Origin of the sequence: Arthrobacter sp. ISL-65, from assembly GCF_018613795.1 — a bacterium.
Lineage (GTDB): Bacteria > Actinomycetota > Actinomycetes > Actinomycetales > Micrococcaceae > Arthrobacter.
Map to the genome: position 1 here is coordinate 160,790 of NZ_JAGGPN010000007.1, position 21,929 is coordinate 182,718.

Below are 21,929 nucleotides of genomic sequence, written 5' to 3' on the forward strand. Positions count from 1 at the left end.
AGCCCCATGTCTGTCTCTAAGAACCAAGGATTCAACACCCGCGCCGTGCACGCCGGCCAGGCCTTCGAGCCGCGCACCGGCGCCGTCGTTCCGCCCCTGCACTTCAGCTCGACATATGCCCAAGACGGCATCGGAAACCTTCGGGACGGCTACGAATACGGCCGCGGCGGCAACCCCACCCGCGACGCCCTGCAGGAGCAGCTCGCGGCGCTGGAGCGCGGCACGCATGCCTATTCCTTCAGCTCGGGTCTCGCGGCCGAGGATTCCCTCATCCGCGCCCTGATGCGGCCCGGCGACCACATCGTGCTCGGCAACGACGCCTACGGCGGCACATACCGGCTGATCAGCCGCGTACTGGGCGAATGGGGGATCGGTAACACCCCCGTGGACATGGCCGACCTCGATGCCGTTCAGGCGGCAGTTGCCGCCAACAAGACCCGCTTCGTCTGGGTGGAGACGCCGTCCAACCCGCTGATGAAGATCACCGACATCGAGGCGCTCGCCAAGGTGGCGCACGACGCCGGGGCCCTACTGATCGTCGACAACACCTTCGCGTCGCCCTACCTGCAGACCCCGCTCGACCTGGGTGCCGACGTCGTGGTTCACTCCACCACCAAGTACATCGGCGGCCACTCCGACGTGGTGGGCGGCGCGATCGTGGTCAAGGACGCTGAGCTGGCCGAGAAGATCGGCTTCGTGCAGTTCGCCGTGGGCGCCGTCTCCGGCCCGATGGACGCGTTCCTCACCACCCGCGGGCTGAAGACGCTGGGGGTCCGCATGGACCGGCACAGCGACAACGCCCAGGCCGTGGCCGAATGGCTCCTGGAACGGCCCGAGGTGGAAGCCGTCCTGTACCCGGGCCTGCCCTCGCACGTCGGCCACGAGCTGGCCAAGAAGCAGATGAGGAAGTTCGGCGGCATGATCTCCGTGCAGTTCAAGGGCGGTGAGGCCGCTGCCCGGAAGGTGGCCGAATCGACGTCGGTGTTCACCCTGGCGGAATCGCTGGGCGGAATTGAATCGCTGATGAACTACCCGTCGGAGATGACCCACGCCTCGGTCAAGGGGACCGAACTGGCCGTTCCCGTGAACCTGATCCGGCTCTCCTGCGGCATCGAGGACGTCGAGGACCTCATCGCGGACCTTGAGCAAGCCTTCACGCACATCCAGTGACGGCCTCCCCGCAGACGAAGGAAGGGGCCGGGACCCGGCAGGCGGCCGGCAGTCACGGTAAGGCGCGTCGGGTTGTCCTCGGCTGGCTGGCGACGGCGGCCGGTGCAGCCGCCGTCGTCCTCGCTCTGATGTGGCTGTACGCCGGGTATGCCCCGGCCATGAACGACTTCGAGGTCTACTATTACGGCGGCACTAAGGTGCTGCAGACCGGCGAGGCGGGCATCAGTGAGCTGTACGCGCCTCGGGACGGCCTGCCGTTCACCTATCCGCCGTTCGCCGCACTGCTGTTCGCCGGCCTGGCCACCATGAGCCCCGGACAAAGCGGGCAGCTCTTCATCTTGGCCGCGCTGGGCGGGGCCGCGCTGGTATCCGCCTGGCTCTCCCGGCACTACTTCGGGATGACCCGCTGGCGGGACGCCTTTGCGGACTGGCGGTTCCGGACCGTGGCCCTGGCCGGAACCGGAGCCATCGTGCTGCTGGGGCCATGGCGGGACACCTTCGTGTTCGGGCAGATCAACATCATCCTGATGGGCCTGATCCTTGCCGACTTCGCGCTGCACGGGAAGTCCCGGGCGGGTGCGATCCGCTGGCCTGCCGGTCTGCTGATCGGCGTCGCGGCGGGGATCAAGCTGACACCGCTCGCGTTCGGCCTGTATTTCCTGGTGCGCCGGGATTTCAAGGCCCTGGGCTGGATGGCGGCCGGCTTCATAGGCTCAATCGCCGTGGCCTGGGCAGTGCTGCCCCAGGCGTCCGTGACGTTCTGGACCGAGATCCTGCCCAACACCGGGCGCATCGGCGATCCGGGGTACGTGGACAACCTGTCGCTGAAGGGGCTGCTGCTCCACGTCGGGCTGCCGGACTCGGGGTTCACCAGCCTGCTCTGGCTGGTGCTCGCGCTGTCCCTGGCCGGACTCACTGCACTGGTGATCAGGTGGGCAGTGGCCGTGGAGGAGAATTTTGTTGCGGTGTCCGCGAGCGCAGTGCTCATGCTCCTGGTCAGCCCCGTCTCATGGTCCCACCACTGGGTGTGGATCGCTGTGGCACTGCCGTCCATGGCCTTCGCCATGCACCGCGTGCCCTCCCGGTCCGGCCTGATGCGGCTGGGCGGCTGGCTGCTGGTGGCGGCCACCGCCGTGGCCTTCTACCTGGCGCCCAAGGACCTCGCGATGGCGGCCGGCGCCGAACTGTGGGGCGTGAACCCGCAGGCGCAATGGCCGCTGATGGCCTCCAGCCTTGGCGTGTTGTGCGGCGTGGCGCTCCTGGTGTACTGGGCCGCCGCGTACCGGCCGTCGCGGACGGGGATCGGCCGGCAACCCTAGCCAGGTCCTCGCCGAGATGGCAGTTCGCGGCAGTGTTTGCGAGAACATTGCCGTGTTCTGCCACTTCGATGTAGGCCCCACCCGTCCTAGCTTTCTTCAAGAAAGTCAGCTAAGGTCGCAGCATGCCTCTCCGTTCCGACTGGTCGCAGCGTAACTGCAGCATGGCCCGCGGGCTGGACATTTTCGGCGACCCCTGGGGCATGCTGGTCCTCCGCGAGGTCTTCTTCGGCAACGGCCGCTTCGACGCGATGAAAACGCGCCTCCAGGTGGCTGACTCGGTCCTCACCCGGCGGCTTACCTCCCTCGTGGAGTCCGGCCTGCTGGCAAAACAGCCCTACGACGACGGCGGACGCACCCGCCAGGAATACGTCCTCACCACCAAAGGCGAGGATGCCCTGCCGGTGCTCAACGCCGTCGTTCTCTGGTCCGAAAAGCATCTGCAGGCGCCGTCGGAGCAGGCCCACATGTACGTGGTCCACGCAACCTGCGGGCAGCGGACGGGGTCAGCGGACACCTGCACCGGATGCGGGGAACGCCTCACCGCGGAGAACACCAGCTGGCACAGCCTGACCCGCAGCGTTGCACCGCTCCCGCTGGCGACGGCCCACCAGCCAACCGACACACCGACCAACCGCGTACAAGGCGGCGGAGAAGAAGGAACAGCCGCATGAGCAACTCTGAGGACCCCGGAGTTTTTGTACAGATATCGCGCCCTGAAGGCCCATTAGAGGACCATATCTGTACAAAAACTCCAGAGGAGGGGTTGAAGAATTCAGAGGAGGGGCCGAAGAAGCGGCGCCGCCTGCATCCGGCATGGGCCGTGGCGGCGGTGGCGTTCCTGGCGCTCGTCGGGGCCGCCGGCTTCCGGGCCGCGCCCGGTGTGCTCATGGTGCCGCTGCAGCAGGAGTTCGGCTGGTCCACCACGGTGTTATCGGCTGCGGTGAGCATCAACCTGGTGCTCTTCGGCCTCACGGCCCCCTTCGCCGCGGCCCTCATGGAACGGTTCGGCGTCCGGGCCGTCACCGCCGTCGCGCTCGGGATGATCGGCGCCGGAAGTGCCCTGACCGTGCTGGTGACCCAGTCCTGGCAGATCCTCCTCACCTGGGGCCTGCTGATCGGCCTGGGCACCGGTTCCATGGCGCTGGTGTTCGCGGCGACCATCGCCAACACCTGGTTCAGCAAAAGCCGGGGCCTGGTGATCGGCATCCTGACCGCCGGCAGCGCCGCCGGGCAGCTGGTCTTCCTGCCGTTCATCGCGATGCTCGCCCAGGACCCGGGCTGGCGCCAGGCCTCGCTGCTCATCGCCGCCGGGGCTCTGGCCGTGGTTCCGCTGGTGCTGAAGTTCCTGAAAAACTCACCGGCCGACGTCGGGGCGTTGCCTTACGGGGCAGAGGAACCGTCCGGCGCCCCTTCAGTTGCGGCCGCTGCCCCGGAGGCTGCGGAACCCCGCCGCAACGCAGCCGTCCGGGCACTGCTGGTGCTGCGGAGCGCCAGCAGGAACCGCACGTTCTGGGCGCTCGCTGCCGGGTTCGCCATCTGTGGGGCCACGACGAACGGGCTGATCGGCACGCACTTCATCCCGTCCGCCCATGACCATGGCATGCCGGAGACGACGGCGGCCGGCCTGCTCGCCGTCGTCGGGATCTTCGACATCCTGGGCACCATAGCCTCCGGCTGGCTGACTGACCGGTTCAACCCGCGGATCCTGCTGGCCGTGTACTACCAGTTCCGGGGAATCGGGCTCCTGGTGCTCCCGCTGCTGCTGGGCTCCTCGGTCCAGCCCAGCATGATCGTGTTCGTTGTGATCTACGGCCTGGACTGGGTGGCCACGGTTCCGCCGACTGCCGCGATCTGCCGCCAGGTGTTCGGCGCGGACGGGAGCGTGGTGTTCGGCTGGGTGTTCGCGGCGCACCAGCTGGGTGCCGCCGCGGCGGCCCTGGCCGCCGGAGCCATCCGGGACGCCACCGGCCAGTACACCTACGCGTGGTTCGGCGCCGCCGCGATGTGCACCATCGCCGCAGTCATTAGCGCCACCATCCGCAAAGACGCCGGGCGACGGAAGCCCGCAGCGGTGGCCACGGCTTCAGTAGACTAAGCGGGGCGCCAGTGGCGGCGCCGGCTCTTGCGGCCGAACGCGCTACGCGTCCCGGAGGCGCATACTGCCGGACTACAGCTGGGGGACACTGAATGGCACTGCTTACTGCCCGAACGAAGAACGACAGGCCCGCCGGACTCCCCGCACAGGGTTTCAATCAGACCACTGCACTGCAGCTGCGCCGGCGCTGGCCCGCACTGGCCGCCGTCGAACTGGTGGTCCTTCTTGCCGTGCTCGCCGCGGCCTTCTTTGTGACCTCCAGGCTGGACGTTTGGGGCGAGAAGGGCCTGGACTTCAGCGTCTACTGGTACAGCGGCAAGATCCTCAGCGAGGCCGGCCTGGCGCCCTCGGGCCTCTACCTGCCCACGGTCAATTGGGCCGGCGGCCCGGAACTGCCCTTCACCTATCCGCCGTTCGCGGCGCTGCTCTTCAGCCTGCTCGCAAAACTGCCGCAGGCCACGGCGCTGTTGCTGTTCAACGCCGCCGGCGTGGCGGTGGCGGTGTGGGTGGCGGCGCTCGGCGTCCGCTACTGGAACAGCAAGCCCAGCTGGCGCAGCACCTTTTCCTCGCCGACCGTCCGGTCCGCACTCAACCGGCTCGGCGCGGTGGTGCTGTTCCTGGCCGTCCTGAATCTGGGGCCGTGGCGCGAAACCCTCGCCTTTGGCCAGATCAACATCCTGCTGCTGGGGCTGATGACAGCGGACCTGTTGGCCCGCAGCCCGCGCTGGCGGAACGGTGTCCCCGGCAGCGGCTTCCTGGTGGGCGTGGCGGCCGGGATCAAGCTGACGCCCCTGGTCTTCGGCCTGTATTTCCTGGTGCGCAAGGACTGGCGCGGACTGCTGAACATGTGTGCCGGCTTCGCGTTCACCGTGCTGCTGGGCTGGCTCCTCCGCCCGGCCGAATCCATCAGCTTCTGGCTGGAAATTCTTCCCGACACGTCCCGGATCGGCGGCGCCGGCTACGTGGACAACCTCTCCATCAAGGGTGCGCTGCTCCACTTCGGGGTTCCGGCGGAAGCCGTCCACGTGCCCTGGATGCTCCTGAGCCTACTCGTTGTGGGTCTGGGCGCCGCCCTCATCAAGGTGGCCAGCAGCCAGGGCGCCAGGGTGGTGGCGATTTCGGCCACGGCGCTCACCATGCTCCTGATCAGCCCCGTCTCGTGGTCGCACCACTGGGTCTGGATGGCCGCGGTGCTTCCGGCGTTCGCCTGGACGCTGCGCCAAACTCCCCAGCGGTACCGGCTGCAGCGCGGGGTGATGGGCGCCGTCCTGGGCGTGTCCACAGTGGTGTTCCTGTTCTCGCCGAAGACCATCGGCACGGCCCTCGGCGCCGAGAACCTTGACCTCCAGACGCCGGTCCTGTGGATCATGGCATCCAGCGCCGGAGTTTTCTGCGCGCTGGCCATCATGGTGTGCTGGCTCGTGGTCCTTCGGCGAGACGCCGTGGCGGAGCTGCCGGAATGAGCACCGCACTGGTGACCGGCGTCGGACGGCTCGCCGGAATCGGCGCGGGAATCGCCCGCCAGCTTGCCGCCGACGGCTGGGACCTGGTGCTGACCTACTGGCAGGACTACGACGCCCGCATGCCCTGGGGAATCCAGCCGGACGACGTCGGCCGGCTCACCGTCGAGCTGGAGGCCATCGGATCCAAGGTGGTGGCCCTGCCCGCCAACTTTCAGGATCCGGGCGCCGTCGACCGGCTGATGGCGGAGGTGGCCGCGCAGGCAGGGACCCTCCACGGAATGGTCCTCAGCCACGCCGAGTCCGTCGACTCGGGCATCCTGGACACCACCCTCGAAAGCTTCGAGCGGCACTTCGCCGTGAACACCCGGGCCAGCTGGCAGCTGGTCCGCGCCTTCGCGCAGCAGGCACCGGACGACGGCGGCGCGATCGTCGCGCTGACCAGCGACCACACAGCGTTCAACCTGCCGTACGGTGCGTCAAAGGGGGCGCTGGACCGGATCGTGATCGCGGCGGCGCGTGAACTTGGACCGTTGGGCATCAGCGCCAATGTGCTCAACCCCGGGCCCGTGGACACCGGCTGGATGAACGGCCAGATCCGCGAAGAGCTGGCCCGGCGCCAGCCCGGCGGCAGGCTGGGCACCCCTGCCGACGTGGCGGGGACCGTGGCGTTCCTGCTGTCCCCGGCGGGCCGCTGGGTTTCCGGGCAGCTCATTAAGGCCGATGGCGGGTTCTCGGCCTGACGCTTTCGGGTCGCCTTACCGGCGGGCGCGACCGTGCGGTCCGCGTCAGTGGTCCGGCCGCCAAGGGGTCAGCCGCGGCAGCCAGCGCGGAACGTTCTTTCGGTACTCCAAGTACTCCGCCCCGAATTTGCGCACCAGCGTGGGCTCCTCGTAGAACACGACGAAAGCCGCCACGGGGACTGCCCCCAGCGCGGCGTAGCCGAACAGTATCGGCTGGCCCAGCAGCAGGCTCTGGCCAACCACGGCGGCCGCAATGGACACATACATGGGGTTCCGGACGTAGCGGTACAGCCCGCTGACCACGAGGTGCTTCGGCGGTGCGAAGGGTGCCGGCGTTCCCACGCCTTCCAGAGCAAACCGGACAAAGGAGTTTGCAATAACGGACCCGCCAGCCGCCACGAGGAGGCCGCCGGCCACCTGGGCCACGGCGCCGCCGGGTACCGGCTGCTGGATTTCCCAGCGCGTCAGCAGCCATGGAACCAGGCCCGCGACCGTCGCCGGGGCCAGGGCGAACACCGCGGTGCCAACGGCCGCCCGTTTCCGTTCACGACTCGTGTCTGCCGGGTGTGTCATGTTCCCTACTCTGGACCGCGGTTTGGGCGGCGGCAAGGGGGCGGCCGCCGCTGGTTGAGCTTGGGCACCCCCGCTGGTTGAGCTTGTCACAACCGGGTTTCGGCGCTCGACCAGCCGGGTTTCGACAAGCTCAACCAACGTCACAACAGTCTCAACCAGTCTCTCAGCGGAACGCCGGGAGCCCCGTGATGTGCTGGCCCAGAATGAGCGTGTGCACCTCGTCGGTGCCTTCATAGGTGCGCACCGACTCGAGGTTGGCGGCGTGCCGAAGGGGCGAATAGTCGAGCGTGATGCCGTTGCCGCCAAGGATGGTCCGGGCCTCCCGCGCCACCTTGATGGCCTCGCGGACGTTGTTCAGCTTGGCCAGCGAGATCTGTTCGGGGCGGAGGCGCCCGGAGTCCTTGAGCCGGCCCAGGTGCAGGGCGAGCATGGTGCCCTTCTGGACCTCGAGCAGCATGTTCACGAGCTTCTCCTGCGTCAGCTGGTACCCGGCCAGCGGCTTGCCGAACTGCAGGCGCTCCATCGAATACCGCAGCGCCGCCTCATAGGAGTCCCGGGCTGCGCCCATGGCACCCCATGCGATGCCGTACCGGGCCTCGTTGAGGCAGCTGAACGGGCCGCTCAGTCCCCGGGCACCCGGCAGCAGCGCCTCCGGACCCAACCGGACGCCGTCGAACGTCACGTCGCACTGGATCGAGGCGCGCATGGACAGTTTCCGCCCGATTGGCGTGGCGGTGACGCCCGCCGTGCCAGCGGGTACGAGGAAACCGCGGACGCCGTCGTCGGTCTTCGCCCAGACCACCAGTACGTCGGCCACGGAGGCGAGCCCGATCCACCGCTTGGCGCCGTCCAGGACCCAGCCGGCGTCCTCGCCAGTCCCGTCCCGCCGAGCCGTGGTGGTCATCGACGACGGGTCCGAGCCCGCCGTCGGCTCGGTCAGCGCGAAGCAGCCGATCACCTCGCCGGCGGCCATGCGGGGGAGCCACTCCTGTTTCTGGTCCTCGGATCCCCATTTGTGGATGGCGGTCATCGCCAGCGAACCCTGCACGGAGACGAACGTGCGGATTCCGGAATCGCCGGCCTCCAGCTCCATGGCGGCCAGGCCGTACTCGACGGCGGACCGGCCGGGGCAGCCGTAGCCCTCCAGATGCATGCCCAGGACGCCCAGCTCGCCCAGTTGCGCGGGCAGGTGCAGGGGGAAGACACCCTGGTCGTACCAGTCCGCGATCTCCGGGCGGATCTGCTGGTCGGTGAAGTCCCTGATCCGCTGCCGGTGGGCCAGCTCATCGGGGGTCAGCAGGGAATCCAGGGCCAGGACATCCGAAGGGTCCGGGAGTCCGTACTCGGCCGTGGCTTCCGCAGGATCAAGGGCGTCGTTGCTCATGGCAGCATCCTACGTGCCGCTGGATCCGGTGCCGCGGTCTACCGGTCCGCAGGAACCCGCTTCCCGCCCACGAAGTACTCGCGGGTTGACGGCAGGAACCGGCAGACCGCGGCCAGCACCACGCCCAGGGCCAGCAGCACCACGCCGCTGACAAAGGCCCCGCCCACGCCGAATATCTGCGTGTTCCCGTAGGCCGGATCCCACATCTGCGCCGCAGAGATAAAGAACGCCGCGGCCAGCAGCAGGGCCCCGAGCAGGGGAAGGATGCCGCGGAACCACAGGTTGCGGGCCGATGCCCGGAGAGTGTCCCGGAAGTACCAGGCGCAGGCAAAGCCGGTGAGGGCGTAGTAGAAAGCGATGAACAGGCTGATGGAGCTGATGGAATCGGACAGCAGGTTCTCGCTGAGGAAGCTCATGGCCACGTAGTACACAATCGCGGCCGCGCCCATGACCTGGGTGGAGAAGCCGGGGGTCTGGTTCCGCTTGTGGACCTCCCCGAACTTCGGCGGCAGGGCACGGTGCACACCCATGGACAGGGTGCCGCGGGCGGTGGGCAGGATGGTGGTCTGGGTGGAGGACAGCACGGATGCCAGCACTGCCACCACAATCAGCCAGCCCCACGGACCCAGCACCACGTCCTTCATCGCAAGGAACACGTCGTCCTGGTTTTCGGCGTTGGCCAGCCCGATTCCCTCTGTTCCCACGGACGCGTACATCATCACCAGCAACGCCACCGAGACGTAGATGGCCACCAGCACGAAAGCCGAGATCATCGCCCCGCGGCCCGGTGTGGTGGCAGGGTTTTCGGTTTCCTCGTTCACCGCCAGGCAGGTGTCCCAGCCCCAGTAGATGAAGAGGGCCAGCAGGATGCCGTGGACCACTGCGCCGGGATCGGCGAACGCCCCGGCCGGGTTGAACCATTCGACGTCGAACGGCTGGCCCGCCGGCGCCTCGCCGGTCAGGCCGGCGATGCGAAGGATTATGGCCACGGCAAAGATGCCCAGCGAGATGTACTGCACGTACGTCAGGGTGCGCTGGACGTGCTCACCCAGCCGGATCCCGCGGTAGTTGACCATGGTCATGAAGACTATGAATACGACGCCGGTGGCCGTCACCACTGCCTTGTTTCCCGCCAGGGACCCGTCGCCTATGAGCAGCCAAAGGTACTGGCCCGCCACCTGGGCCAGGTTGGCCAGGACCACGACGCCGGCCAGGGCCACGCCCCAGCCGCCCAGCCACCCGGCCCAGGGGCCGAAAGCGCGGCGGGCCCAGATGAACGTGGTGCCGCAGTCCGGCATGGCGCTGTTGAGCTCGCGGAAGGCGTAGGCGATGAACAGGACGGGAATGAAGCCCAGGACCAGGATCAGTGGCGTGTAGTTGCCGTTGACGGCCACGATCAGCCCCAGCGTCGCGGCCAGCGAGTACACCGGTGCGGTGGAGGCGAGCCCCAGCATCACCGAGTCGCCGAGGTCCAGGATCCCGGCGCGGAGCCCCTTGCCGGGGACGGCACCGCCGGGCTGGCCCCCGGCGCCGCCGGCCGCCGTCGTCGTTCGGGTTCTCATTCGGCACCTGTTCTCATAGCGTAATACCTGCCTTGTTCGCGTTGGCCTGTGCCGCCTGGACGCTCAGCGGCGCAGGCGCGTCAAGGGTGTTCGGGACGAAGCGGCAGAAATAATCGGTGACCGGCCCGTCGGACTCGCGGATGCCGCAACCCACCGATTCGCCGTCCACCACCCACAGGCCCAGGACCGGGTGGTTGCCGTCGAAGTCTGGGAGGGAGTGGTACTGCTGGTAGCACCAGCCTTCGCGGCCGTATCCGCCCGGCTTCTCTAAGCTGATGCCTTCCGCATGGATCCGGATGTTGTCGCCTTCGCGGCCGTGGAGCGGCTTGGCCACCCATTCCCGCAGCGGGCCCGGGTCATTGAGGTAGGCGGGCAGCAGATTCGGGTGGTCCGGGTAGAGGTGCCAGAGGGCGGCCAGGAGGGCCTTGTTGGACAGCAGCATTTTCCAGGCCGGTTCCACCCAGCGGGGATTGTGCGAGCGCTGCAGCAGGCGGTGGCCGAAGGGCTCCTTCATCATCAGCTCCCACGGGTAGAGCTTGAAGATGGTGCTGATCATGAAGTTGTCCATGTCCACGAAGCGCTTCAGGTTCGGGTCCCAGCCGATGTCCGACATGTTGATGCCGATGGTGGTCCACCCGGCCTGGCCGGCGACGTCCCGCATGTAGGCGGCCGTCATCCAGTCCTCGCCAGATTCCTCGGCCTCGGAGTGGGCCACGTGCAGCGTGCTCATCCCCGTGCGGTACTGCAGCTTCTTCCACTGCCGGATCAGTGCCTCGTGGATCCCGTTCCACTGGTCCTTCTCCGGGAAAACGTCCTGCAGCCAGAACCACTGGGCCACGGCCGCCTCGATGAGGCCGGTGGGAGTGTCCGCGTTGTACTCGAGCATCTTGGCGGCGCCGCCCTGGCCGTCGTAGATGAAATCGAAGCGGCCGTAGATGTCCACGTCCCCGGCCTGCAGCGACTCGGCGGCCAGTTCCAGTGCCTGCGGACCGATGCCGATCAGGCCCATGGCGCCCGTGGCCAGGAACTTCGCAGCTTCCAGGCACATCCTGTGCATGTCCTCGGCTGTGACCTCGAGCGCCTCCACCTCGTCCATGGTGAACTCGTAGTAGGCGGCCTCGTTCCAGTACTCGATCTTCTTGCCGCCGGGCAGGGTGGTGGTGGAAAACACCAGGCCCTGCTCTTCAATCTTTTGCTTCCAGTCCGGCCGGGGCTCCGAAAGTAACCGCTTCACGCCTAGCCTCCCGTGCTTCCGCCCTTGGAGCTGCTGCCGAAGCCGCCCCTGCTGACAGTGCCGCCCTTGCTGCTATAGCCCGTGGACGTCTTGGCCCCCTGCGGCACCGTCCTGCTGAAGTTGGGATAGGCCGTCCTGTTCTGGCCAATGCCCGGGACGCTGGCGCCGCGCGCATAGAAGTACCAGGCATAGAGGGCCCCGCCGCGTCCGGCCGAGCTGTTGCACTGGGTGTCCTCGACGCGCTCACCCGTTTCGTCGTTGAAGCAGACCTGGGCGTAGTCGGGGTCCTGCTCGTTGCTGGCCACGATCGCCGTGATGGTGCCGGCCAGGAGCGCCGTGACGCCGAGGCCTACCACCACCGTGCGGCGCTGGGACCGCTTCTTCCGCGCCGCGGCGTCGCGTTCGCGGTCACGGGCGAACGGGTCGAAGACGGGGCCGGGCTGGGGGAAGCCGGTTTGCTTCTGGTTTCCTTCGCCTTGCTTTTGTCCGCCCGCGGTTCCCTTGCGGGCCTTACCCGTGCCTGGCTTTCCAGGGCTTTCCTGTCCAGGGTCTTCCTGTCCCGGCGTGCCGGGGGTCAGCAGCTCGGGGTGGAGCTCAGGCTTTGGCACCTGCCATGGCGGTGGCTTTGCCGGGCCGCCCGACGGGCTGTCCCCGCCGGACACGTCGTCGCTCCGGCCCCCGTGAGCGTCCTTGCTCGGGTCCTTCTCCGGGTCCATGGTTCCCCCCTGCTGCTCCACGCTGCTGAACGCGGGTGCTGTTGGCGGCCGGAACGCTTGGCTACGGCCGGCGGAACCGGCTGTCCGTCCAGCCGGTAAACACTGCAGCAAGCCTAGTGGCTGGAAGGTGCTGCGGTGAATACATTTCCGCGCACAGCGGTCCCTCGGAACCACCAAAAGCGCTGGTCAGGCCGAGAACCTAGACTAATGGCATGCACACAGCCACTCTTCTTGCCGTTTGCCGGGTTCACCAGCTCCTTCCGGACGAGGGAAGCGTGGGCGTCACCGCCATCGACAAGCGGCCCGTGGACGGGCCGGTGAAGGTGCACAAGCTTGGTTTGCACGGTGACATCCAGGCCAGCCGCATCCACCATGGGGGAGAGGACCAGGCGCTCTACGCCTATTCCCAGGCTGACGCGGACTACTGGATCCGAGAGCTGCAGCGCGAACTGCCGCCGGGGATCTTCGGTGAGAACCTCCGCGTCGCTGGAATCGAAACCACGGGCGCCGTCATCGGTGAACGTTGGCGGATCGGGCTGGATGTTGAAGTGGAGGTCACCTCGCCGCGTGTTCCATGTGCGGCCTTCCAGCGGCGCATGGACGAGGCCCAGTGGGTCAAGCGCTTCACGCAGGCTGGCCGGGTGGGCGCCTACCTGCGCGTCATCAAGACCGGGTCGGTGCAGGCAGGCGACCACGTCCACCGTCTCTTCGTTCCGAAGCATGGCGTAACCGTCGGCCGCTGGTTCAGCGAGCCCGACGTCGATGCCGTCGAGGCCCTGCGCGACGCCGAGGCCGACGGCGAAATCCGGCTGCAGCCCGAGTACCACGACCTGTTCGAGAAGATGCTCCGCAGCGTGGGCCGCTAGCACGCAGGGCTGGCCCGGCGCCCCTGCCGCACTTCTGCACCACTATGGCCGGGTATGGCCCGAAGTGCCCCTGGACTGGCGTGGGCGCGGGGTAAGGTTGCCGCCGAAAGCGGTGCAGAAACGCCGCGTGTGCGCAAGCTCACCGCCCCTGCCGGCCCCTCGGTTCGTCCGTATGCGGGGTCATGCCTTACACTTGAAATATCCCCCACTCCGGAAATCCCTTATTCCTGCCCAATTTTTGAGGCAGGACTGGCAAGTGTTGGGGCCCGCAAATGTGATGCGGGCAGTTTCATAGGGAGAGCCGGCTGAAGAAAACGCTGTACAGACTGCTGGGATAGCAGCCAAGAGATGCAGTGTGAAGTCCTGCCACGGGATTGCGAAAGCGCCGGACTTCTACGTGACCGGCCGGTCAATGTATGCCCGGCGCCCACGGCACATGTACTGCGGCTCCGCTCACCTCGGGTTGTGCCGCCTGGCCCCCTATGGATGAGGAATATTTCCCTATGCCCGAAAATCACGACGACGCCCAGATCACCGAAGCCACAGAGGCGACCGCCGAAACCGCCAACGTTGAATTCACCGAGGCTGCTGTCCCCGCAGCCGAGCCCGCCGAGGCCGCAGCCCCTGCCGCTGAGGCCCCCGCTGCCAAGGCCGATGAAGACGATGAAGAAGGCGTGAAGTTCGCAGATCTCGGCATCGACGGCCGCGTGCTGGCCGCCCTGCGGGACGTCGGCTACGAAAAGCCTTCCCCGATCCAGGCAGCAACCATCCCGCTGCTGCTTGAAGGCCGCGACGTCGTGGGCCTCGCCCAGACCGGCACCGGTAAGACTGCAGCATTCGCAGTACCGGCACTGTCCCGCCTGGCCGAGCTCCACGACCTCAACGGCCCGTCCCGCAAGACGCAGGCCCTGGTACTCGCCCCGACCCGCGAGCTCGCGCTCCAGGTTGCCGAGGCCTTCACCTCGTACGCCAAACACATCGATGACTTCACGGTCCTCCCCGTCTACGGCGGCTCCGCCTACGGCCCCCAGCTCGCCGGCCTGCGCCGCGGTGCACAGGTTGTCGTCGGTACTCCCGGCCGAGTGATCGACCACATTGCCAAGGGGTCCCTGGACCTGTCCGAACTCCAGTACCTGGTGCTGGACGAGGCCGACGAAATGCTCCGCATGGGCTTCGCCGAAGACGTGGAGCAGATCTTCCAGCAGACCCCGTCGGACCGCCAGGTGGCACTGTTCTCCGCCACCATGCCCAGCCAGATCCGCCGGATGTCCAAGCAGTACCTGAACAACCCGGCCGAGATCTCGGTGAAGTCCAAGACCACCACCGGCGCGAACACCCGTCAGCGTTACCTGCAGGTCATGGGCCCGCACAAGCTCGACGCCATGACCCGCATCCTCGAGGTCGAAGAGTTCGACGGCGTCATCGCGTTCGTCCGCACCAAGATGGCCACCGAGGACCTCGCCGACAAGCTGCGCGCCCGCGGCTTCCAGGCTGCCGCCATCAACGGCGACATCCCGCAGCAGCAGCGCGAACGCACCGTGGAAGCGCTCAAGGAAGGCCGCATCGACATCCTGGTTGCCACCGATGTCGCCGCCCGCGGCCTGGACGTCGAGCGCATCAGCCACGTGGTCAACTACGACATCCCGCACGACACCGAGTCTTACGTGCACCGCATCGGCCGCACCGGCCGTGCCGGCCGATCCGGCGACGCGATCCTGTTCATGACTCCGCGCGAGAAGTACCTGCTGCGTTCCATTGAGAAGGCCACGCGCCAGCCTGTGGAGCAGATGCACCTGCCCACCGCTGAGACCGTCAACACGCTGCGTCTGGGCAAGTTCGCCGAGCGCATTACCGAGACGCTCGAGTCCGAAGACGTGGCGGCATTCCGTGACCTGATCGCGTCCTACGAGGAAGAGCACAACGTGCCGGCAGCAGAAATCGCTGCGGCACTGGCCGTGATGGCCCAAGGCGGCCAGCCGCTGCTGGTCAAGGAACTGCCTGCTGCTCCGGAGTACCAGAAGCGCGAACGGTCCAAGGACGGCTTCGGCTCACGCGGCCCGACCCGCACGCTGACCGAGGGCAACGCCACGTACCGGATCGCCGTCGGACGCCGCCAGCGCGTCATGCCGGGTTCCATCGTGGGCGCCATCGCCAACGAAGGCGGCATTTCGTCGTCGCAGATCGGCGGCATTGACATCCGCTCGGACCACTCGCTCGTGGAGCTCCCGGCCGACCTGAGCCCCGATCAGCTGAAGGCCCTGTCCCGCACGCGGATCGGCGGCGAGCTGATCCACCTCGAGCTGGACAACGGCCGCAAGCCGTCCGGTGACCGCGGCGGCTACCAGGGCAACCGTGGCGGCGACCGCGGCGGTTACTCCGGCGGCGGAGACCGTGGCGGCAACTTCAAGGGCAACGGCGGGTTCAAGAGGGAATTCCGCAAGAACGACGGCGAGCGTTCCTCCGCGGACCGTGGTGGACGCTCCTACAGCGACCGTTCGGAGCGCAGTGTAAGCGGTGACTCCGGTGCCAACCGCGGCCAGTCCAGCGATTCCCGCTTCGGTGGCCACGGTGATGGTGCACGCAAGCCCCGCCACGGCAACGAGGGTGGTCACCGCGACTTCAACCGCAAGGGCAAGTGGTAACCACGCCATCGGCGTGAACAACGCATCCGAATAGAAACGGGCCGGCTGAACAGCCGGCCCGTTTCTATTTAAGTCCGCCGCTGTGTTCGCTTCGTCACATCCGCGTCCTGAACGGTCCTGGAGGAGTGCCCGGAGGTCGCCCGCAGCCCCTTCCAGGCCTGTATTTACGTGGATTTTCGGCCCTGCGGACCCTGTTCTGCCGCCGATTTGTTGAGTGTGAAATCTTCCGGTAGAGTATTTACTCGTTGCCCCCCTAGCTCAGTGGTAGAGCGCGTTCTTGGTAAGAACGAGGTCACCGGATCGATTCCGGTGGGGGGCTCTGAATGAGGGCCTGTGTCAAGGCGGTCTTGACCGGCTTGGCACGGGTTTTTCTCATTCATGGCGGTGTAGCTCAGTTGGTTAGAGCGCACGACTCATAATCGTGAGGTCGGGAGATCGAGCCTCCCCACCGCTACAGAGACTGCAGGTCAGAGGCATTCAGCCCCTGGCCTGCTTTTGTTTTTGGGCATGTTCTGGTTTTGGGCCCGGGCGCCCGCCCCGGGCCGTCGTGGGGCACTTTGGGGGAACCGGCGTCGTAAATAACGACGGCGGCCGGCGTGTCCCGAGTCGAAGTGCCCCGTCTTGGATTGGCCCACGCCCTAACGCACGAAAAAGCCCGCACCGCCGGTTGGCGGTGCGGGGCTCCCGCGCAGGCCTAAGCCTTGGTGACGCTGATGCGTACGTTCGGACAGGAGTCGGCGTAGCGGATCAGGGCTGCCTTCTCGGCGCTGTCCACACGCAGGCCCCACCGGATCTTCACCGCTATCCAGTTGCCGACGTACTCGCAGCGGTTGGCTGGCGGCATCCAGGCTTCAGGCCCCTTCGCCTGCTTGGCGGAGTTCAGCGCAGCCGTCTGCGCGTTCAGCGACCGTCCGTCGCCGAGGTCGTTGTAGAACGCCACCCGGCGCGCCTGCGACCAGTAGCGGGCACCTGAGCCCCACGCCTCGTGAACGGGAACGGTGTGGTCGATCTCCACGGCCGACGCCAGGGTGTGCGTGCGGTTGTCCCACCTGGTGACCCAGCGGGCCGTGCGCACGGTGCAGTGGCGCGTGGTGGTGTACGTCGCGGCGACTTTTGCCTCCTGCAGCAGGACCTCCGCGCGGGTGTTCTGGCAGTCACGGTTGGTGTCCAGCCAGGTGCCGAAGTAGCGGGTCCGGTCGTAGCCGGCGTTGTTCTCCGCGGCCACCGCGAGGGCGCGGGCGGCGGTGCGCAGCGGCGCGGAATAGTACGTGGCCGCCTCGGCGGGGACGGCCAGCCCGGTGAGCAGCAGGCCGGCGGCCACGGCGGTAGCGGACAGCGACCGGACCCAAAGGCCGGACGTGATGGACGCCGTGATGGCAACCGCCCGGCGTCGGGCTTGTTTGAACGGGCCTGTGTAATTGAACGTGCCGAGCGGCATGATTCCCCCATGATGATTCTTGGAACGGTATGAATTGCTTGATGCATCAACCAGCATGTCAGCCTGAATACGGGAGAACCGGATCCTTGATCAGGTCTTGAGGCAATCCTGTGGGAACGCTGCGACTGCCGCCGGAAACAGCGCAACCGTTGTCTTTCGGGCGACATGAACCTAAGGTCGGACTGCTGCAGGAGGCAAACACGCAGGCAGGCGGACGACAGGAACCGGCATGGCCAGACTGATCTACTCCGGACTCATGTCTCTCGACGGGTACATCGCGGACCGGGACGGCAACTTCGACTGGGCCGAGCCGGACGCCGAGGTGCATTCCTTCGTCAACGAGCTGATGCGGCCGGCGGGAACTCACCTGCTCGGCCGCCGGATGTACGAGGTGATGGCCGCCTGGGAGCGTCCGGAGGACTTCGGCGAGATTGCCGACCTGCCCGCCTACATCCGCGACTTCGCCGACCTCTGGAAGGCAGCGGACAAGGTGGTATTCTCCCGCACCCTGCAGGACGTGACCACCGCCCGGACCAGGATCGAGCGGGAGTTCAGCGCCGGCGCCGTCGGCCAGCTCAAGGCAGGCGCCAGCCGGGACCTGGCGGTGGGCGGCGCGGAGCTCGCCGGGGCGGCCATCCGGGCCGGGCTGGTGGACGAGTTCCAGATGTTCCTCTCGCCCGTGGCAGTGGGCGGCGGCAAGAGCTTCCTTCCGGATGACGTCCGGCTGCGGCTTGAGCTCCTCGAGGGGCGGCGGTTCGGCAACGGCACGGTGTTCCTCCGCTACGCCAACCGGACGGAATGACCCGCGGGCGGGCTGATGGCCCGCGGCGGGTGCAGCGCCTGTGGCACTGGGTTGGGACACAATGGGGACATGACCCGCATCGCAATCATCGGCGGCCACGGCAAGGTGGCCCTGCAACTGTCCGCCCTCCTCACGAAACAGGGGCATAGCGTCACGTCCTTCATCCGCAACCCGGGCCACGCCGCGGACGTCGCCGCCACCGGTGCGTCGCCGTCGGTCCTTGACGTTGAAAACTCGACGACGGCCGACATCGCCGCCGCGCTCCAGAACCACGACGCCGTGGTCTGGTCAGCCGGCGCCGGGGGAGGGAACCCGGCCCGCACCTACGCGGTGGACCGGGACGCCGCCATCCGGTCCATGGACGCGGCCGAGGAGGCCGGCGTCGGGCGGTACGTGATGGTGTCCTACTTTGGTGCTGGCCCGGACCATGGGGTTCCCGAGGGGCATAGCTTCCACGCGTACGCCGACGCTAAGGCCGCCGCCGACGAGTACCTCCGTGGCACCAAGCTCGAATGGACCATCCTGGGCCCGGGCTCCTTGACCGAGGGGCCGGGTAACGGGCTGATCGACGTGAACCCCGAAGACGCCAGTTCCGGCACGCAGACCTCGCGCGCCAACGTGGCCATCGTTGCCACCGCGGTGCTGGACATGCCGGGAACCGCCGGCCGGACCATCGAATTCCGCGACGGCACGGAGCCGGTGGCGGCCGCGCTCGGCGCGCTGGAGTAGCCCGGCAGGGAGCAGCGCAACTGACGCGGGCCAGCGCCAGGGCGCAGCGCGAACGTACAGTTGTGGCCCCAAAAGAGGGTCCGTTTAGGGCCGCAAGTGTACGTTCGCGCCTGTCCGGGCGGCAGCGGCGTTGGCCAGACGTTGGGCCGGAGTGTTCCCGGTAGGGTTGAAAGGCGCGGCCGCCCTCCGTCCGAGGCGCGGCGCACTCCGGGGAAAGTGGGCACATGGACCAGCTGGCACTCATCATCGGGCTCCTGCTCGCCACGGTGGTGGCCGTGGGCCTCGGGGACCGGCTGCGGCTGCCCTATCCGGTCCTGATGCTGCTCCTGGCCGTGGCGCTGACGTTCATCCCGGGCTTCCCGGACATCGAGATCCCGCCGGAGCTGATCCTGCCGATCTTCCTCCCGCCGCTGCTGTTCGCGACGGCGCAGCGGAGCTCCTGGGCCGTCTTCCGGGTCCGGTGGCGCACGCTCATCATGCTCGCCGTGGCCCTGGTGGTCATCTCCACCGCGGTGGTCGCCGGCGCCGCCTGGCTCATGATCCCGGGGATCGGCATCCCGGCCGCCATCGCGCTCGGAGCCATGGTGGCCCCACCGGACCCCGTCGCGGTGGAGTCCGTCGCCGGCCGCGTGCACATGCCCCGGCGCCTGATCACGGTGCTGCAGAGTGAAGGGCTCTTCAACGACGCCGCCGCCATCGTCATCTTCCAGGCAGCTGTCGCCGCCGCCGTCGGCGGTACACGGATAGGGCCCGACGTCGTCCTCAAGTTCGTCGTGGGAGCGGCACTCGCCGTCGTGGTCGGCATCGCCATGGGCTGGCTGACGTCGCTGATCACCCGGCTGGTGGCCTCCATGGTGGCCCGCAGCGCCGTGACCCTGGTGGTGCCGTTCGCCGCCTACATTCTCGCGGAGGAATTCCACGCCTCCGGCGTGATCGCGGTCGTGGTCACCGCCCTGGAGATGCAGCGGCACGCCCGCCCGCAGGACGCCGCGGAGAGGGTGACCCGGACGGCCTTCTGGGACGTGGTGGAGCTGCTCGTGACGGGGCTTGCCTTCGGGCTCGTGGGGCTCGAGATCCAGGACGTGGTCCGGGCAGAAGGTTCCGGTGTCTTCGGGATGGCGGGGACCGCCGTCGTGGTCTGCGTCCTGGTGTTCGCGGTACGGTTCGGCTGGCTGGGATTGCTGGCCGTATCCGCCCGCAAAAGGAAGAACCTGCTGCAGCCCACCTCCGCGAAGGAAGTCCTGATCCTGACCTGGTGCGGCATGCGTGGGCTGGCCACCCTGGCCCTGGCGCTGGCCCTCCCAATCACGCTCGCTGACGGCACGCCGTTCCCGGCGCGTGACCAAATCCTCGTCACGGCGTGTGCGGTGCTGCTGGCCACGCTGGTGCTGCCGGGGCTGACCCTGCCGTGGCTGATGAAGGTCCTGAACGCGTCCCAGGACGGCACGGAGGAGCGCGACGCCGCCCGGCTCCTGGCCCGCCGTGCCCAGGTGGCCGCCGTGGCCGCACTGAAGGACAACGAGCTCATGAAGGAGCTGCCGCCGGAGAAGGTGGCGCTGGTGAAGGAGAAAATGACCCGGCTCCATGCCGAACTGCTGGACGGCAGCCTCCGCAACGAGAGCCTTGCCGAGAAGCGTGAGCGGGGCAGGGAGCTGGCCATCACGGTCCAGACCATCGCACTGGACGCCGCCCGGCAGGAAGTGGTCGCGGCCCGCAGCGAACCGGACATGGACCCCGAGGTGGCTGACAGGGTGCTGCGCCAGCTCGACCTGCGCACCATGATCATGCCGGAGTAGGGATCATGCCGGAGTAGAACAGCGCGAACGTACACTTGGGGCCCCAAGTGTACGTTCGCGCTTGTCTTGGACCGCTACAGGAGGGCTGCGCGGCTAGGCCGGGAGGTTGAGCTCCAGGTCGAGGGTGTTCGTCTCCACGTAGTCCAGGGCCCGCCGGACCGCGCCCACTGTCACGATTGAATCGCCCAGCGGCGAGACCGCCACCCGCGGCGGGGTGGCCGTGAACTCCGGCAGCCGGGCGGCAATGGGCTCGAGCAGGACCCCCGCAGAGTTGGCCACGGCCCCGCCGATCACCACGAGTTCGGGGTTGATCATCGTGGCCACCGAGCCGATTACCCGGGCCATCCTGTCGGCCAGCCGGTCAAGGATTTTCAGAGCCTCCGAGTCGCCGTCAGCCGCAGCGGCAAAGACGTGCTCCGCCTCGGCCCCCGTGGCCGCATGGTCGCGGAGGGACGTCTCTGCGGTGCCCTCCAGCGCCTCCGCGGCCCAGGTGCGCGCCAGCGTCGCTATGCCGAACGTGTCGCCCACGCCGTCCACCAGGTCGAGGTACGCGAGTTCACCCGCACCGCCGCCGCTGCCATGGAGCAGGCGGCCGCCTTCGATGACGCCGGAACCGAAGCGCTCACTCGCCAGGATCACGACGACGTCGTCCACACCCGCCGCCGCGCCCCGCCACCGGTCGCCCAGGGCGGCCAGGTTGGCGTCGTTCTCCAGCAGCACCGTCCATCCCCGGAGTTTGTGCAGCGCGGACCCAAGGCCGACGTCGAACAACCCCCAGAAGTGCTGGGACGCGAGGACGTTGCCTTTCCGGTCCACCGGGGCGGCGATGCCGGCGCTGACGGCCAGCACGGCGTCGGGGGAGGCCCCGACGCCGTTCAGCGCCATCATGGCCGCCCGGTCAATGACCGCCACCCGTTCCTCGGCGGAAATGTCCTCAATCTCAAACGGCTGGCTGGCCCGTCCCAGCGCCTTGCCGCGAAGATCGGACACCACCACCGTCGCCTTCGAGAAGCCCACGTCCATTCCCAGGACGTAGCCTGCCCGCTCGTTGAGTTCGAACCGCCGGGCAGGCCGCCCCTTCTGGTAGCCGCCAAAGGCGCGCTGGTTCTCCAGCTCGGTGATCCACCCCCGCTGCATGAGGTCCTCGCACACGGAGATGGCAGTGGCCCGGGTCAGGCCGGTGGCCTGGATGACCTCGGTGACTGTCACCGCCCCCGAGGCGCGCATGAAGTCCAGAACCGCCCCGGCGCTCACGCGCCGCAGCAGCTGGGGCGTGGCCGCCGTCATTTCGGACATGGTGTTGACCTCCTTGTGCTCTGCCCCACATAATACTTGAGGAACTAAATTTAGATTCCATATAAATAGACCACGTGGGCCGGACGGCCGCCGGCCCTGTGGAT

18 protein-coding genes and 2 tRNA genes are annotated in these 21,929 nt (G+C 67.8%); 13 read left to right on the forward strand and 7 right to left on the reverse strand.

Annotation, left to right across the window (positions count from 1 at the left end; genetic code table 11):
- Positions 1 to 6 precede the first annotated feature (6 nt).
- From J7I85_RS03440 to J7I85_RS03465, 6 genes are all read left to right on the forward strand, one after another.
- Entirely contained in the window at positions 7 to 1,170 is a 1,164-nt protein-coding gene (locus J7I85_RS03440) for a cystathionine gamma-synthase (RefSeq protein WP_214846570.1), read from the forward strand.
- Entirely contained in the window at positions 1,167 to 2,489 is a 1,323-nt protein-coding gene (locus J7I85_RS03445; protein ID WP_214846580.1) for a glycosyltransferase 87 family protein, read from the forward strand. The genes J7I85_RS03440 and J7I85_RS03445 overlap by 4 nt, the downstream gene beginning before the upstream one ends.
- Before the next feature lie 122 nt (positions 2,490 to 2,611).
- Entirely contained in the window at positions 2,612 to 3,160 is a 549-nt protein-coding gene (locus J7I85_RS03450; protein WP_214846582.1) for a helix-turn-helix domain-containing protein, read from the forward strand.
- The gene (locus J7I85_RS03455; RefSeq protein WP_251023875.1) at positions 3,157 to 4,584 is read left to right on the forward strand and encodes an MFS transporter; all 1,428 of its coding nucleotides are present in this window, start codon (positions 3,157 to 3,159) and stop codon (positions 4,582 to 4,584) included. Before J7I85_RS03450 ends, J7I85_RS03455 begins: the two co-directional genes overlap by 4 nt.
- 92 nt (positions 4,585 to 4,676) lie before the next feature.
- The gene (locus J7I85_RS03460) at positions 4,677 to 6,047 is read left to right on the forward strand and encodes a glycosyltransferase 87 family protein (protein ID WP_251023876.1); all 1,371 of its coding nucleotides are present in this window, start codon (positions 4,677 to 4,679) and stop codon (positions 6,045 to 6,047) included.
- Positions 6,044 to 6,787 (forward strand): SDR family oxidoreductase, encoded by a 744-nt coding sequence (locus tag J7I85_RS03465; protein ID WP_214846586.1) that lies wholly within the window; start codon positions 6,044 to 6,046, stop codon positions 6,785 to 6,787. Before J7I85_RS03460 ends, J7I85_RS03465 begins: the two co-directional genes overlap by 4 nt.
- Positions 6,788 to 6,832: 45 nt before the next feature.
- On the opposite strand, the gene J7I85_RS03470 is transcribed toward J7I85_RS03465, so the two are convergent.
- The 5 genes from J7I85_RS03470 to J7I85_RS03490 form a co-directional block, all read right to left on the reverse strand.
- Complete coding sequence (locus J7I85_RS03470; RefSeq protein WP_214846587.1) at positions 6,833 to 7,360, reverse strand: isoprenylcysteine carboxylmethyltransferase family protein; 528 nt, start codon at positions 7,358 to 7,360, stop codon at positions 6,833 to 6,835.
- A gap of 163 nt (positions 7,361 to 7,523) precedes the next feature.
- The gene (locus J7I85_RS03475; RefSeq protein ID WP_214846589.1) at positions 7,524 to 8,744 is read right to left on the reverse strand and encodes an acyl-CoA dehydrogenase family protein; all 1,221 of its coding nucleotides are present in this window, start codon (positions 8,742 to 8,744) and stop codon (positions 7,524 to 7,526) included.
- 38 nt (positions 8,745 to 8,782) lie between these two features.
- On the reverse strand, positions 8,783 to 10,306 hold the full coding sequence (locus J7I85_RS03480) for an APC family permease (protein ID WP_214846591.1): 1,524 nt from the start codon (positions 10,304 to 10,306) through the stop codon (positions 8,783 to 8,785).
- Between the two features lie 13 nt (positions 10,307 to 10,319).
- On the reverse strand, positions 10,320 to 11,540 hold the full coding sequence (locus J7I85_RS03485) for a glutathionylspermidine synthase family protein (protein ID WP_214846593.1): 1,221 nt from the start codon (positions 11,538 to 11,540) through the stop codon (positions 10,320 to 10,322).
- Between the two features lie 2 nt (positions 11,541 to 11,542).
- Positions 11,543 to 12,256: a Tat pathway signal protein gene (locus tag J7I85_RS03490; RefSeq protein WP_214846600.1), complete on the reverse strand. Its 714-nt coding sequence runs from the start codon at positions 12,254 to 12,256 to the stop codon at positions 11,543 to 11,545.
- Positions 12,257 to 12,468: 212 nt separating this feature from the next.
- On the opposite strand from J7I85_RS03490, the gene J7I85_RS03495 reads away from it, so the two are divergent.
- The 4 genes from J7I85_RS03495 to J7I85_RS03510 all read left to right on the forward strand — a co-directional run bounded on the left by J7I85_RS03495 (position 12,469) and on the right by J7I85_RS03510 (position 16,218).
- Positions 12,469 to 13,122, forward strand: coding sequence for an MOSC domain-containing protein (locus tag J7I85_RS03495; RefSeq protein ID WP_214846603.1), 654 nt, complete (start codon positions 12,469 to 12,471; stop codon positions 13,120 to 13,122).
- A 503-nt stretch (positions 13,123 to 13,625) separates the two neighbouring features.
- On the forward strand, positions 13,626 to 15,764 hold the full coding sequence (locus J7I85_RS03500; protein ID WP_214846612.1) for a DEAD/DEAH box helicase: 2,139 nt from the start codon (positions 13,626 to 13,628) through the stop codon (positions 15,762 to 15,764).
- Positions 15,765 to 16,011: 247 nt separating this feature from the next.
- A tRNA-Thr gene (locus tag J7I85_RS03505) sits at positions 16,012 to 16,083 on the forward strand.
- Between the two features lie 61 nt (positions 16,084 to 16,144).
- Positions 16,145 to 16,218, forward strand: a tRNA-Met gene (locus J7I85_RS03510).
- Between the two features lie 240 nt (positions 16,219 to 16,458).
- Here the strand turns inward: J7I85_RS03510 and J7I85_RS03515 are convergent.
- Positions 16,459 to 17,202 (reverse strand): HNH endonuclease family protein, encoded by a 744-nt coding sequence (locus J7I85_RS03515; RefSeq protein ID WP_214846614.1) that lies wholly within the window; start codon positions 17,200 to 17,202, stop codon positions 16,459 to 16,461.
- 229 nt (positions 17,203 to 17,431) lie between these two features.
- Here J7I85_RS03515 and J7I85_RS03520 point away from each other — a divergent pair, with 229 nt between their 5' ends.
- From J7I85_RS03520 to J7I85_RS03530, 3 genes are all read left to right on the forward strand, one after another.
- Entirely contained in the window at positions 17,432 to 18,004 is a 573-nt protein-coding gene (locus J7I85_RS03520) for a dihydrofolate reductase family protein (RefSeq protein ID WP_214846616.1), read from the forward strand.
- A gap of 69 nt (positions 18,005 to 18,073) precedes the next feature.
- Positions 18,074 to 18,733 (forward strand): SDR family oxidoreductase, encoded by a 660-nt coding sequence (locus J7I85_RS03525; protein ID WP_214846618.1) that lies wholly within the window; start codon positions 18,074 to 18,076, stop codon positions 18,731 to 18,733.
- 224 nt (positions 18,734 to 18,957) lie between these two features.
- Positions 18,958 to 20,529 carry a Na+/H+ antiporter gene (locus J7I85_RS03530; RefSeq protein ID WP_214846620.1) on the forward strand — a complete coding sequence of 524 codons (1,572 nt, stop codon included), beginning with the start codon at positions 18,958 to 18,960 and terminating at the stop codon, positions 20,527 to 20,529.
- A gap of 93 nt (positions 20,530 to 20,622) precedes the next feature.
- On the opposite strand, the gene J7I85_RS03535 is transcribed toward J7I85_RS03530, so the two are convergent.
- Positions 20,623 to 21,825 carry an ROK family protein gene (locus tag J7I85_RS03535; protein ID WP_214846622.1) on the reverse strand — a complete coding sequence of 401 codons (1,203 nt, stop codon included), beginning with the start codon at positions 21,823 to 21,825 and terminating at the stop codon, positions 20,623 to 20,625.
- Between the last annotated feature and the right edge of the window lie 104 nt (positions 21,826 to 21,929).